The 13,484-nt window shown below is 39.5% G+C and carries 11 protein-coding genes, 1 tRNA gene and 1 pseudogene; 4 read left to right on the top strand and 9 right to left on the bottom strand.

Annotation, left to right across the window (positions count from 1 at the left end):
* Positions 1-3: 3 nt before the first annotated feature.
* The 3 genes from SLP02_RS19720 to SLP02_RS19710 form a co-directional block, all read right to left on the bottom strand.
* Positions 4-387 carry a YkvA family protein gene (locus tag SLP02_RS19720; RefSeq protein ID WP_319422425.1) on the bottom strand — a complete coding sequence of 128 codons (384 nt, stop codon included), beginning with the start codon at positions 385-387 and terminating at the stop codon, positions 4-6.
* Positions 388-555: 168 nt separating this feature from the next.
* Positions 556-1,080: an SH3 domain-containing protein gene (locus tag SLP02_RS19715; RefSeq protein ID WP_319422424.1), complete on the bottom strand. Its 525-nt coding sequence runs from the start codon at positions 1,078-1,080 to the stop codon at positions 556-558.
* Between the two features lie 3 nt (positions 1,081-1,083).
* Positions 1,084-2,598 (bottom strand): AAA family ATPase, encoded by a 1,515-nt coding sequence (locus tag SLP02_RS19710; RefSeq protein WP_319422423.1) that lies wholly within the window; start codon positions 2,596-2,598, stop codon positions 1,084-1,086.
* A 520-nt stretch (positions 2,599-3,118) separates the two neighbouring features.
* Here SLP02_RS19710 and SLP02_RS19705 point away from each other — a divergent pair.
* The gene (locus SLP02_RS19705; protein ID WP_319422422.1) at positions 3,119-5,254 is read left to right on the top strand and encodes a molybdopterin-containing oxidoreductase family protein; all 2,136 of its coding nucleotides are present in this window, start codon (positions 3,119-3,121) and stop codon (positions 5,252-5,254) included.
* A 143-nt stretch (positions 5,255-5,397) separates the two neighbouring features.
* Positions 5,398-5,520: pseudogene (locus SLP02_RS19700) on the top strand (nitrate reductase associated protein); the annotation flags it as partial.
* A 908-nt stretch (positions 5,521-6,428) separates the two neighbouring features.
* On the opposite strand, the gene SLP02_RS19695 reads toward SLP02_RS19700, so the two are convergent.
* Positions 6,429-6,510 (bottom strand) — tRNA-Tyr (locus tag SLP02_RS19695).
* Between the two features lie 111 nt (positions 6,511-6,621).
* Complete coding sequence (locus SLP02_RS19690) at positions 6,622-6,759, bottom strand: hypothetical protein (RefSeq protein WP_319422421.1); 138 nt, start codon at positions 6,757-6,759, stop codon at positions 6,622-6,624.
* Positions 6,760-6,898: 139 nt separating this feature from the next.
* On the opposite strand from SLP02_RS19690, the gene SLP02_RS19685 reads away from it, so the two are divergent.
* Positions 6,899-8,254, top strand: coding sequence for a peptidylprolyl isomerase (locus tag SLP02_RS19685; protein WP_319422420.1), 1,356 nt, complete (start codon positions 6,899-6,901; stop codon positions 8,252-8,254).
* Positions 8,255-8,303: 49 nt separating this feature from the next.
* Here SLP02_RS19685 and SLP02_RS19680 read toward each other — a convergent pair whose 3' ends face one another.
* Complete coding sequence (locus tag SLP02_RS19680; protein WP_319422419.1) at positions 8,304-9,569, bottom strand: HEAT repeat domain-containing protein; 1,266 nt, start codon at positions 9,567-9,569, stop codon at positions 8,304-8,306.
* A 188-nt stretch (positions 9,570-9,757) separates the two neighbouring features.
* Between SLP02_RS19680 and proB the strand changes: the two genes are divergently transcribed.
* Positions 9,758-10,879 (top strand): glutamate 5-kinase, encoded by a 1,122-nt coding sequence (proB, locus tag SLP02_RS19675; RefSeq protein ID WP_319422418.1) that lies wholly within the window; start codon positions 9,758-9,760, stop codon positions 10,877-10,879.
* 150 nt (positions 10,880-11,029) lie between these two features.
* Here proB and SLP02_RS19670 read toward each other — a convergent pair whose 3' ends face one another.
* The 3 genes from SLP02_RS19670 to SLP02_RS19660 form a co-directional block, all read right to left on the bottom strand.
* A complete protein-coding gene (locus SLP02_RS19670) occupies positions 11,030-12,007 on the bottom strand; it encodes an alpha/beta hydrolase family protein (RefSeq protein ID WP_319422417.1) in 978 nt (325 codons plus the stop codon).
* A gap of 339 nt (positions 12,008-12,346) precedes the next feature.
* On the bottom strand, positions 12,347-12,934 hold the full coding sequence (locus SLP02_RS19665; protein ID WP_319422416.1) for a GIY-YIG nuclease family protein: 588 nt from the start codon (positions 12,932-12,934) through the stop codon (positions 12,347-12,349).
* Positions 12,935-12,946: 12 nt separating this feature from the next.
* The gene (locus tag SLP02_RS19660) at positions 12,947-13,465 is read right to left on the bottom strand and encodes a GIY-YIG nuclease family protein (protein WP_319422415.1); all 519 of its coding nucleotides are present in this window, start codon (positions 13,463-13,465) and stop codon (positions 12,947-12,949) included.
* Positions 13,466-13,484 lie beyond the last annotated feature (19 nt).

Here is a 13,484-nt window from a genome sequence, read left to right as displayed (position 1 = left end):
ATTTTAGCGACTTAAATTTTTTAACCAGAAAACTAATAAAGCACCTGTTAAAAACCAAATACAAATAATAATTACAGTTGCGTGACGATAGAATTTATTCTTAGGCGATCGCAACGCCGTTTCTGCTTGACGACGACAATCATCCATAATATCGGTTGGAATTAGTTTCAGAATCAGAGTGATTGCCAACGGCAGTAAGATCAGATCGTCAAGCAGTCCTAAGACTGGGATAAAATCGGGAATTAGATCGATGGGACTGAGAGCATAAGCGATCGCGCAACTAGCTAAAAATTTTACGTACCAGGGAATTCTCCCATCTTGGCAAGCATAGTAAAGAGCATAGATTTCTTTTTTAAGTTCTCTTGCTTTTTGTCGCCATTGTTTCATTGTCAAAAGAAGGCAGAGGTCAGAGGTCAGAGGTCAGAAGTCAGTAGGTTTAGTCTGTTTGCCAACTCATATTTAAAGTATATTTTAATAATCGAATTTGGTATTACTTATATAGCATTACGTGTGGACATTGGTACTTTTGGTTAAATTACTACTTCCTACTCACGTTCACTCAGAAGTACGCTTGATATTTCCCCCCTTTACCCAACCTTCCTGCTCACTCCCAGGAATTCTAACTCTTTGCCACTTGCCATCAGCAGACTCTTCGAGAATGATAATATTTTTCTCAAAACCTACTCCGCCAATCCTGTCAGCATTTACGTCGGGTTCGGCTCTTAAACTTAGACCTTGAGGCCAAGTAACCTCTGCGCGATAGGCATTGGGCGGTAGCTCAGATTCAGGTTGGGATTCTGGTTTAGTCTCCTTCTCCTGAGCTAACTTCTCTGATTCTTCAACCATATTAGACTTAGGCTCTAAAGGTTCAATACTTGTGGATGGTTGAGTGTCTTTGGATGCTGATGGTTGTGCTGGGACTTCAGGAAAAACTGGTTTTTTTGGCAAGGTAGACATTTTCTTATAGTAAGCAAATATTACTGTGCCTGATAATCCCGCAATTAAACTAATGCCGAGAATAAAGCCCAAGATAAATTGGACAGTGGATGATAAACGTTGAACAAAGGTAGATTTAGTCATCTATTAATTAAGTTGACTTTGAATGCGATCGCTTAAACCATTATTTTTAGATGCCAGACGAGCTTTTCCCGCTGCCACCCATTTTTGCAGAAATTCAATTTGTTCTTGGGCTGTTTTTGCCAGGGGAACAATTTGGCTTGCAGCCTCTAGGATATCATCTGTAGTAAAATCACGATTTTGGCTAAAGCCAATGTGCATTGCTTCGATGATCGTCTGTTCAATTTCTGCCCCAGAAAATTCTGGTGTTTCATATGCTAACCGCTTGACATCATAATTGCCTGGGTTATGGGGACGTAATTTAACTAAATGTACTTTAAAAATAGCCTGTCGTTCTTCTTGATTAGGTAATCCCACAAAAAATATCTCATCAAACCTGCCTTTTCGCAACATTTCTGGAGGGAGAGAGCGAATATTATTGGCTGTAGCCACGACAAATACAGGCGATTTTTTTTCTGCCAACCAGGTGATAAACGTACCAAAAACACGGCTAGTAGTGCCTGAATCTCCTTTTCCGTCTACTCCTGCAAAACCTTTATCAATTTCATCAATCCATAATATACACGGAGAGAGAGCTTCGGCTAATTCGATAGTTTGGCGAGTACGAGATTCTGATTCTCCTACCAAACCAGCAAACAAACGTCCTACGTCCAACCGCAACAAAGGTAAATGCCAGTGATGAGCGATCGCTTTTGCCGTCAAAGATTTTCCTGTTCCCTGTATCCCCACTAATAATAGTCCTCTGGGATTAGGCAAGCCATAAGCTCTAGCTTGCTCGCTAAATGCTCCTCCCCGACGCAGTAGCCAGCTTTTAAGGTTGTCTAGACCGCCTATATCGGAAATTTGTTCGGTGGCGGGATAGAAGTCTAATATTTGCGTTTGCCGAATTGACTGGCGTTTTTCTTCCAGGATTAGCTCTACATCTTCTTGTTCAAGCTGACCTGTACTGGCGATCGCTTTAGTTAATACTCTTCTAATCCTTTCTGTAGAAAGTCCTTTAGCCGCTCTGACAAATTCAGTTAAAAGTTTATCAGACAGAGTTTGTCCCGTTGCCGAAATTAAACGAGTAATTTCGGTTTTGATTTCTGGGGTAGTGGGCAAAGGGAAATCAACTATCGTAATGACTTCGGCTAATTCTTCGGGTATGTTAACTTGAGGAGCAATAATCACGATATTTTTTGGTTGTGACTTTAAGATCCGCGCTAGGTTGCGTAATTCGCGAGAAATAGCAATATCTTCTAAAAAACGCTGAAAATCTCGCAGTATAAATACTCCTCCTGCCTTTTTGGGCATATTAGTAATAAATTCTAATGCCTGTAGAGGGTTACGCTTACCAAAACCTGCATTATTAGGGTTTTCTTGATAGCCGTTGACAAAATCCCAAATAAAAACATTGCGCTTGCCTACTTTCTCGGTGACAGCAGCGATCGCTTTTTCTGCCCTTTCTTCCTCGTTGGTAGGCAGATAAATCAAGGGATAACAGGCACGTAATAGAAGGCTAAACTCTTGTTGAAAGTTCATTCTGAAAATTATTTTATTGCTTGTTTTTAAATATTTATCTTATTCTTAATCATACGTCTGATGGGAATTAGCTATTCCTCTTTTAACCTCGAATAGGGACAAATAGGGTTCAGCTTTTCTTAAAGGATACCGCTTCACATATAGATTTTAGCTTTTTTTGAATAGGCTACCTAACCTCGCCTAAGCAATTATTGTAATCAATTATCTCAACTGTCTTTACCAACAAATATCTAAATAAATAGCCAAAACCTTTTTGTCACTGCTTTTTAATATTTAAATCGAAAGGTATTCTAATTAACAATTTTTTTATTTATTGATACTTAACATAGTTGCAAAGATTCATTTTAGATATTAAATGTCCTGAGCTTATTCAAAGTGTAGGAACACGGTAATAGATTACTGTTGGTCAATACTCTAACAAAATTAAGTTTGCTTTTTAAGAACAGATATTCGCTTATCTGTTTGTATTTTACACATCCCTTATATAAAAATTTGTCAATAAAATTTAGGAGTAAATATTATGGTCGGTACAGTTAGTAATCAACCCAAAGTAGTTTATGGCGCTTGTCCTCATGATTGTCCAGATACTTGCTCAATGCTAGTAACAGTTCAAGATGGTCAAGCTATTAAAGTAGAAGGAAACCCAGACCATCCATTTACACGGGGGACTTTGTGCGGGAAAGTAAGTGACTATCTAGACCGCGTTTACAGCGAAAAGCGTGTATTGTATCCGATGCGCCGAGTCGGAGCAAAAGGCAGTGGTAAGTTTGAGCGCATTAGCTGGGATGAAGCTTTAGATGAGATAACCACTCGTTTTCAGCAAATAATCGCCGAACATGGGGCTGAAGCAATTATGCCCTGTAGTTACCTGGGTCATGAAGGCTTACTTAACGGATTAACAGTTGGAGATCCCTTCTTCAATCGTCTGGGAGCAACTGTCACCGAACGTACAATGTGCGCTTCGTGTAGTAGTACAGCTTTTATGATGACCTACGGTCTAACTCATGGAACTGACCCCGATACATTTTCTCATTCTCAATATATTGTTCTTTGGGGCTGTAATGCCCTAAGTACCAATGTTCATCTGTGGCCTTTTATTCAAGAAGCTCGTAAAAATGGAGCAAAGCTGGTTTCTATCGATCCAGTACGAACTCGAACAGCCAAACAATCCGATTGGCATCTTCCCATCCGTCCAGGAACAGATGGTGCTTTAGCATTAGGAATGATGCACGTTATTATTAACGAAAATCTTACCGATGACGATTATATCGAGAAGTACACTGCTGGTTTTGCTGAATTAAAGCAGCGCGTACAAGATTACCCTCCAGAAAAAGTTGCCAGTATTACAGGAATTTCAGTAGAAGATATTGTTACTTTTGCTAGAGAGTTCGCCACAACTCAACCTTCAGTAGTACGTATTGGTGTTGCTTTAGAAAAACAGGCTGGAGGCGGTCAAGGAATCCGTGCTATAAGTTGTTTACCAGCTTTAGTAGGGTCATGGCGACACTTAGGAGGTGGAATGTTACAAGCCCCTATGTGGCCTTTTCCGATTCGCTGGGACGTAGTTCACCGTCCTCATTTCATCAAACCAGGAACAAGAGTTCTCAATCAGTGGCAACTGGGGCGCATTTTGACGGGAGAAGTGCCTCTCGATCCACCTGTAAAAGCGCTGTTTGTCTATAACTGCAATCCTGTAACTCAAGCTGCTGAACAAAACAAAATTATTGAGGGGCTTAGTCGCGACGATTTATTTACGGTAGTCAGCGAGCATTTCTTTACCGATACAGCAGATTACGCCGATATTGTTCTACCCGCTACCACCCAGGTAGAAAATCTAGACTTGATGTTCTCTTGGGGACATACTTATGTAACTCTAAATAATGCAGCTATTCAACCAATAGCAGAAGCTATCCCTAATACGGAACTGTTTCGACGTTTGGCAGAGCGCATGGGTTTTAAAGATGAGTGTTTTCAATTGACTGACGAGCAGTTGGTGATGGAGGTACTTGATTGGTTTGCACCAGTCTTAGAAGGTATCGATCTAGAAGTTTTAAAATCAAAAGGCTTTGCCAAACTGAAAATTGAGGCAGTTCCCCATGCAGAGGGCAATTTTCCTACACCTTCGGGGAAATGTGAATTTTTATCTAGCCTGGAGTTAGATAGTAGTTTCGTGCTGCCTGCTTTTCGTCAGGGATTTGAAGAGTACGAACCAGGTGAGCCAATCGATCCTTTGCCAACTTATACTCCACAAAGGGAATCTGTGCCAAGCAATCCCGAACTAGCTAGTTGCTATCCGCTTAGTTTGATGTCGATCAAGTCACATCAGTTTATTAACTCTTGCTTTGCCAATCTGCCCAAACACGCCAAGCTTGAGGGAGAATCACAGATAATTATTCATCCCGATGATGCTCTTAAGCGCGGTATCTCTAAGGGGCAAATGGTGAAGGTATATAACAATAGGGGAGCTTTCCAAGCGCCAGCGATGCTCAGTGATATAACTCGCCAAGGAGTTGTGGTTGCGCCAATGGGTTATTGGCGAAAAGTCAGTCATGCCAACAATACGATAAATGCTGCAACTGCTGCAACATATACAGATATGGGACACGCAGCAGCAGTCGGTGATTCTCTGGTGGAAGTTGAGCTTGTAAATAGCTAACCCACTGAAGAATTAGTCAGGTAGCTTTTGAGTAAAGAATGTTGTGTATGTAGTGAAAATTATAAAGTATGAGCAATTTTTTTCAATTCGAGATGGATTTTGCTAGTTCTTTAAGATGTATTCCCATGTAGGTAGGCTATAAGTTAGACCTGTGTAGCATAAAATTAAAGCTACCTCAGTGGAATCAATTTTCTACTAGCGATCGCCAAAAGCTTCTAGATTTGCCTTGTCAAACTCCAAAAGAATTAAAAGTTTCTCTGACCTAGGGCAATGCAAGAAACGAAGAGATGTATACTGAAATCCTTCAGAAGATACAGAAGGGTCAGGCTATCTTAATTTATCAGCAACAAAATTCAGATAGGCCGTATCAAGAGCCAGCACCAACACCGCGATTGGGGGGAGGAAACGCGCCTTTGCAAGGCGCATGTTCCACTCCCCCGTTGGGTATGGCTCTTAAACAGAGCGGGTGGAAAGGCAAGGGCGCGAGGTGAGACAGTTGCGGTGGACAGGTTCCCTGGCATAAGCAAACTGTCGAACCCGAAGGGCGTTCCGTTTAGGAATGCCCTTGTGTCGCCCGTCCCGTCCAGGGGGCTTGTTCCACACCCGCTTGCCACCCCTCGCGGTCAAAAGAAAAGCGATCGCAATTATTTGACTGGTGATGATTTACTCTTCGGGCAGAGTAGTGATAACTTTTGTCCGCGCCTAAATATTTTGATGCCAGCGTTTGATTGCTTCAACCTGTTGTTAGCTGCATCTAATAACTTATCTATCTTGTCCAAGATGAGCTTAACCCGATCTAAAAGTGACCTAATTTTGAGCCATCTTTAGCTATCTTTGACTATGTTTAGCTATCTCTTGAACATAGCTAAACATATTCAGAAGCAATGAAGGCGGGTGGAAAGGCAAGGGCGCGAGGTGAGACAGTTGCGGTGGACAGGTTCCCTGGCATAAGCAAACTGTCGAACCCGAAGGGCGTTCCGTTTAGGAATGCCCTTGTGTCGCCCGTCCCGTTTAGGGAGCTGTCTTGAGACAGTTGTTCATGGGGGAAACCCCCGCCCTCAGCAGTCGCTTCACTTGGGCTTTGCCCAAGTGAAGCGCTGCTTCGCAAGACCACACTGTCTCGCTGTTCCACACCCGCGCAGAGAACTTTTAAAGCTCTCTCCTCTATATGTAGTGGGCCGAGTTGGATTTGAACCAACGTAGGCATAGCCAGCGGATTTACAGTCCGCCCCCATTAACCGCTCGGGCACCGACCCTTATGCACCACAATACAATTTAGAATCATAACATAGGATTGTGATCTTTTTTGCCGAGAATCAAAATATAGCTCATTTCCCTATTTCCAATTGATTGCGATCGCTCTAAAGCTAGACTACGTAGGCAGACTTTAACGCCCAAGAAATCAAAGCAATAATGCTACCAAAAATAATAACTGCGGATACAGCAACCAAGATAGGTTTATCTGCACCATCAAATTTCATAATTCCACGATTTAAGTCAGACATAATTATTTTGCTCCTCTATCCAGTATCTAAGAGATATATAAAATTGAAATCACTTTTGTACAAATAGTCTAGCGTTTATCTTTTTGCTCGTCTAGATTAGTAGCGGCACAATGATTATTTTCGCTGAGGAAAATCCTTTATGACTACTAATCCCATTGTTACTCAACCCCTTTATGATCTGGTCGTTTTTAAAAACGAAACAGATACTAACGTCAATTTATCACAACACTTTGACGATCCTTTTACCACTGGAGAGGTAGCTAGTTTTGAACTAGCTGATAATTCTTTGGGAGGCGGGGTAACTAATGTCCTCTTATTCGATCAGGCTGAGGCAGGCGCGCCAAAAACTGTAGACAACTTTAGTAACTATGTGCAAAATGGTGATTATGTAAATTCGATTATCCATCGTTCTGTACCAAACTTTATCGTGCAAGGAGGAGGGTTTACAGTCAAGGACTTAGGGATAGAACAAGTTCCTGCCGCTCCGCCTGTAGTTAATGAATTTAGTGCAGATAGATCTAACCTTCGAGGTACGATGGCGATGGCAAAGTTAGGTGACGATCCTAACAGTGCTACTAATCAATGGTTTTTCAATTTAGCTGATAATTCTGCTAATCTAGATAACCAAAATGGCGGATTTACTGTTTTTGGCGAGGTGCTTACCAATGCTGATTTAGAACCTGTAGATGCGATCGCTGCTTTGCCAATCATTGATGCTAGTGGGGCAAATCCTGCCTTTACTGATTTACCCGTAATTGCTGAAGATCCTAATAATCCTGTAGTAGAGAGTGATGCTAATTTAGTCGGTTACAGCAATATCTCCATATCTCAACAGAATGAGCTTGAGTTTGAAGTTGTGAGTAATTCTAATCCTGATCTGGTCAATGTATCGATTAACGAAGGCGAACTGACACTTGATTATGCAGATAATCAAAGCGGTACAGCAGATATTAGCATCAAGGCTACAGACTTACTTGGCGATTCGGTGGAAGACACTTTTACAGTCAAAGTAGCAGATCGAGAATTCGATCCTGATGTTCTAGGTTCAAGCGTATATCGCTTTTTAAATCAAAATACATCAACACATTTGTATACCACGTCTGAAAATGAACGGGACTTTATTATCAAAAACTTGCCGAACTACGTTTCTGAAGGTGCTTCCTATGTCAGCGTCGATTCTTTGACGGGTAGCCCTGAACCACAACAAGTTTATCGTTTTTTGAATCAGAATACAGGCACACAGTTGTATACTATTTCGGCAACGGAAAAAGATTTTATTGCTAATAATTTAGACAACTTTAGTTTAGAAAGTGAGTCCTTTTTCGCCTACACTACACAACAGCCAGGAACAATTCCCATCTATCGTTTTTCACTTCCTGAAACTGGATCGCATTTTTACACACCTTCAGCTTCAGAAAAAGATTTTGTCGAAGATAACTTACCTAACTATCAATCTGAAGGAATTGCTTACTATGCCTTTCCTGTAGATTTATAAGTCTTATAATTAAGGTTGTTAAGTATAAATATTGTTCATTGTTTATTGTTCATTGTTCATTGTTCATTGTTAAAGAGAGCTTTTTCAAAGCAGAAAGTGCGTGCAGCTTAACTTTGCGATCGCTATCTGTGGCAAGCTGTTCTAAAGTTATTTGAGCGCAACTACAGCGTAATTCTCCTAAAGATGTAGCTAAAGCCTGTTTAATCTGGGAGTCACAAAATGCTTGATTATCTTGCCAAAAGTTTACTAATACTTGAGCAGCTTGTTGCTGCAATTGTTGAGCAGTGATTCTACCCAGAGTAATTATAATTTCTTGTCGAACTAATTCACTCTTATTAGTCAATGCCTGGTTTAGATAATCTATTGCCGAGCTTATTTCACTCCAGCCCAAGGCTTTAATTAAGTCTAGCTTTAAACTAACTGGGGTAGTTTCTGCTTGCAAGACTGAGAATAAGACAGCATTTGCCTCTTTAGTCTTCATTCTGCCCAAGGATACTGCTGCTTGACGGCATACCTCCAAATTTAAATCAAATAGAAGAGGTCGTAAATGATTTATTAAGCCAAATTCTTGACAGAGATCTGAGCGAAACCCTAAAGCGATCGCTGCTTCTTTTCTAACGCTACTGGCACTATCCTCTAACGCCGTAATCAAAACGGCAGGAATACGGGGATCGTGGAAGCTACTTAAGGCTTTAATGGCGATGGTGCGTAATTCTGGCTGGGTATCTTGAATAATTTTAAGTAAAGGTTCAATGGTTTCGGCAGTGCGGATGTAATATAAAGACTGCACTGCCAACCGACGATATTCAGGTTGGGCGTAAAGCTCTACTAAAGCATCAATGGCATTATTACCAATTTTAGTTAAAGTTTTCCCAGCGATCGCGATTAACTCTTCATCGGTGGTTTGCTGGAGTAGTTCTACTAAAGTCAAGACTACTTTTTGATTGGGGAAATTGCCTAAAATCTGGCAAATAAACCAGCGTACCTCGGCTTCTGTAGTTTCATCTTGCACCAAAGAAGCTAGGGGAGGAATTAAATCTTCTCCAAAACTGGGTAATAGCTTGGTGATCTCCCACTTATGTTGAAAATCGGCTTTGAGCAACATTTCTAATGCCAAATCAAATGCTGTTTGCCATTGTGCCGACTCTAAAAGCAGCAGTTTAGCTTCGCTTTGAGGTAATTCTTTTAGACAGTTGCTAACTTCTAGCCAATCTTGTTTTTGTGCTGCTTTTTGGGCTGAGTCGAGAATTTTTCCGATCGCCGACAGTGATTGAGATTTTGATTTATTGACTGCTTCTGATTTAAAATAGGTCACGCGATCGCCATCACACTTATAATTATTTTGGGGACAATTAAACGTAAAAATTGAACCTTACTTTTATTGTTATGTTATTTCTAATCGTTATTTAGTAGCATAGACCACTAACAATTAGTTGTTCATGTATTTAAAGAATCAAATCAATGCGTTTAGATCATTTTGTCCGCAACTAGTCACTCAAATTAATGAGCAGTAAGCCTCAGACAATAGTAATCAAAATAGGTACTTCTAGCTTGACTCAGCCTACAGGAGAAATTGCGATCGCCACTATTGCTTCTTTAGTTGAGACTTTAAGCTACTTACGTTCTCAGGGACATCATATTGTCTTAGTTTCTTCTGGTGCGGTGGGGGTAGGCTGTGCCAGACTCAATTTAGCCGAAAGACCGCGCAAGATGGCGTTAAAGCAGGCTGTGGCTGCGGTAGGACAGGGAAGACTAATGCGGATTTATGATGATTTATTTAGTACTTTACAGCAGGCGATCGCTCAAGTTCTTTTAACTCGCCGTGAATTAATGGAACGTAATACTTATGTTAATGCTTCTAATACTTTTAGAGAATTATTGGGTTTAGGAGTAATTCCTATAGTCAATGAAAATGATACTATTGCCGTTGATGAATTAAAATTTGGCGACAATGATACTTTATCTGCCTTAGTTGCTAGCTTAGTTAAAGCAGATTGGTTGTTTCTCTTGACTGACGTAGATAGAATGTATTCTGCCGATCCCAAAACCGTCCCCGATGCTCAACCTATTAAGTTAGTCAGCAGCAACGAGTTTCATCAGCTACAGGTAAATGCAGGTTCTAGTAGTTCTCAGTGGGGAACAGGAGGAATGGCAACCAAACTGTCCGCAGCCAGAATTGCTACCAGTACGGGGGTTAGAACCGTGATTACTCAAGGAAAGCAACCGCAAAATATCCTCAAAATATTACAGGGAGAAGATTTAGGAACGCAGTTTGAACCACAGCCTCAGACAGACAATGCCCGCAAACGCTGGATCACCTATGGTTTAATTCCTATGGGCAAACTATATTTAGATACTGGTGCAGTCAAGGCAGTTACCAACAAAAAAACATCTCTATTGCCTGCGGGTATTATCGCCCTTGAAGGAGATTTTTTTGCTGCTGATGCAGTACAGCTATGCAACAACGAAGGTATGGAATTAGGCAGAGGCTTAGTTAACTACAGCAGTAACGAGATTCAACAAATAAAAGGACATCATTCTACTGAAATTGCTGAAATTTTAGGTTATGACGGTGCAGATACGGTGGTGCATCGTAATAATTTAGTTATCAATGATGTTCAGTAATTTAACATCAGTTGGAGTTACAACAATCAAACGGCTAAGACAGCTTTAAGCCTGCGGTTTAACTGTACAGATTAGGATCGAGTCAAATGTACAGATAAAGCGAATTCGACTCTATAGTTCTAAATATAAAACCCTAGATCAATTGATAATTTACTTGCATTCAAAAGATGCAATTAGAGAATTATCTTCCAGTAATAGTTCAAGTTGTTCAGATGCTTTTAATTGTTGGCGGACATGAAGATCGATAAACAAACCAACTGTCTCCGCTATGATTGAGCGAATTTGAGTTTGTGGTTGAGAAGAAGGAAAATCTAAAGCAGCAGCTGGCAAAGTAGAATCAAGGCGATCGACAATAGAAAAGTGATTTGCTCCTTCTATTACGACTAAATAAGAATCACCTTGTTCTCTAGAAATAGCTTCTCTGAATGTACGTACAACTGGAGTTGCTGCGGTTGCCCATTCATCAATACCATAGATACTGCTGTTCCTAGCAATTACTCCATCATGAGTACCTCCAATTAGCAACATTGGTACAGAATTTGGCAAAGATAAAATAGTACTAGACTCGTATCCTATTTGTATTGGAGCAGCAGTGTGCGCTCCGTAACTAAACGCAGCAGCTACTTGGCTAAAAAACTTAGTGTTAGCGCTTTCTAAAGCTACCCTTCCACCACCAGAATGCCCGCCTAAAATAATCTTTTGAAGATCTAATAGACCTGCTAATATACCGAATGTGTTTAATTGCTCTAATTCAGCTAAAAGTGAAGGTAAAGCCGAAGCAGTAGGTACAGTACCGTAGACATCAGGTGAGAGCGCAGCGAGATCGACACCAGGAGTAAGTGAAATGTTACCTGGAATATTTTCTGCCAGCCAGTTGAATAAAATTACTACTAATCCGCGAGCGGTTAACTTTAAAGCCAACCATTCGTACATTGCTAAATTACAGTTGACACCACTGAATAAAATTACTACTGGAAAAGGAGCTTTAGCTTGATCGGCAGGATAAGAAGAGAACGTTTGCTGAGTATCTGGAGCTGATGCTGGATAAAATACTTTGAGTTGTATTGTATCGTATGGTGGTTGAGCATTTTCGACTTTAGTGGCTTTCCAAAAGGCTTGAACAGTCATATATTTATGTATTAATCTTTATCAGTTAGTATAAGTGACAATTTCCTGGTTTTGATTCAGCATGGATATCAATTCGCAAATATATCATACGTCTGATGTAGATTAAAAAGGTTTATTCTATCGATTCTATTTGAGATTTATCTGAAAAAACCATTATGACCAACGGGCGGAGTAATCTATGACTCAACACTGAGGAAACTTTTTGACTACTACTCGTAGCTTCTCAAAATATACATTGAGTTGAAATCTTTAGTAAGAATTAGGAAGTAATAAGTAGAGAGTAGTAATTTACAAAATGTAAAACACGTTTACACGTAATACTATACATACTAATAAGCTTTAAACAGTCTCAATAAATTCACGTAATTTCTCATCATACTTAAACCATTCACCTATTAACCTTAGATCATAAAACTGATCGTGAAATGCTTTTTCTTTTTCTTTTGCCTCGTTATTAGAATTGACTTGAACAGTCTTTAACAGAATTAATTCAATAGGATTTGCAACTTGAAGCGATCTTTGCCTCTTTAAAACGTCTTTTGCTCTGCCAATCTTGACTGCGTTACTATCAATATTTAATATGAAATAAATATATTCTTGTGTATTTAATATAGCCTTTTCGTTTAATAATATTTTTACGCCACCTGGAGTAATTAAAATATTTTCTCGGCTAATCCAAGTTTTGAACCATTCGATAATTTTCTGATTAGAAAGTGAACGAGGATAAATAGAAATTTTAATTTTGATATTTTTTCTAATCAAGAAGAACTCTTTATGTTTGTAGCTCAATCTAACTGGTATTTGAGGATTATGAAAATATGCGCTTCCGCCAATGAAAAAATATATCTTTCCAAGCTCAATTTTATTCATTAAACTAGGCTTACTATATTTCCAGGCTCTTGCATATGAAATTCCTATCGTTTTCATATTAATCTGTCTTTAAAGTTGTCTGATAAATTCTTGTAATTCATCATTAAATTTGAACCACTCACCTAACAATTTTAGATGTTTGAATTGTCTGTGCAATGATTGTTCTGTATCTCTTGCCTCTTTGCCAGCTTTTTTATCTATGATTTTGAGTAGCTTTAGATAAACAGGTGTGCCAGTTTGTAGAGACTTCATTCTTTTATAAACATCTTTTGCTTTGCCAATTTTGATGGCATTGCTATCAGCATTAAAAATAAAGTAGATAAATTCAGTATTATTTCTGATAGTTTTTCCATCTGAAGATAGCGTTCTACCACCAGGTGTAACTATTTTATCTTTGTAACTAATTAAGCCTCTGAGCCATTCAATAACTTTTTTATTGGAAATAGAGTGAGGATACACTGAAAACCTGATGATTTTGCTATTGCGAACAATCACATAATCTTTAGTTTGCCAAGTAAGTATTGCTAACTCATTAGGATCATGAAAATATATTTCTCCCCTATCAAAACAATGGTTTTTTCCTAGCATTATGTATTTCTAAACTACT

Origin of the sequence: Pleurocapsa sp. FMAR1, assembly GCF_963665995.1 — a bacterium.
Lineage (GTDB): Bacteria > Cyanobacteriota > Cyanobacteriia > Cyanobacteriales > Xenococcaceae > Waterburya.
This window is presented reverse-complemented; position numbering and strand designations above follow the sequence as displayed.

Excerpts from the sequence above, each read along its gene's own strand:
- SLP02_RS19710 (WP_319422423.1), bottom strand. The coding sequence starts at position 2,598 with ATGAACTTTCAACAAGAGTTTAGCCTTCTATTACGTGCCTGTTATCCC.
- proB (WP_319422418.1), top strand. The coding sequence starts at position 9,758 with ATGAGCAGTAAGCCTCAGACAATAGTAATCAAAATAGGTACTTCTAGC.
- SLP02_RS19715 (WP_319422424.1), bottom strand. The coding sequence starts at position 1,080 with ATGACTAAATCTACCTTTGTTCAACGTTTATCATCCACTGTCCAATTT.
- SLP02_RS19705 (WP_319422422.1), top strand. The coding sequence starts at position 3,119 with ATGGTCGGTACAGTTAGTAATCAACCCAAAGTAGTTTATGGCGCTTGT.
- SLP02_RS19665 (WP_319422416.1), bottom strand. The coding sequence starts at position 12,934 with ATGAAAACGATAGGAATTTCATATGCAAGAGCCTGGAAATATAGTAAG.
- SLP02_RS19690 (WP_319422421.1), bottom strand. The coding sequence starts at position 6,759 with ATGTCTGACTTAAATCGTGGAATTATGAAATTTGATGGTGCAGATAAA.
- SLP02_RS19660 (WP_319422415.1), bottom strand. The coding sequence starts at position 13,465 with ATGCTAGGAAAAAACCATTGTTTTGATAGGGGAGAAATATATTTTCAT.
- SLP02_RS19720 (WP_319422425.1), bottom strand. The coding sequence starts at position 387 with ATGAAACAATGGCGACAAAAAGCAAGAGAACTTAAAAAAGAAATCTAT.
- SLP02_RS19685 (WP_319422420.1), top strand. The coding sequence starts at position 6,899 with ATGACTACTAATCCCATTGTTACTCAACCCCTTTATGATCTGGTCGTT.
- SLP02_RS19670 (WP_319422417.1), bottom strand. The coding sequence starts at position 12,007 with ATGACTGTTCAAGCCTTTTGGAAAGCCACTAAAGTCGAAAATGCTCAA.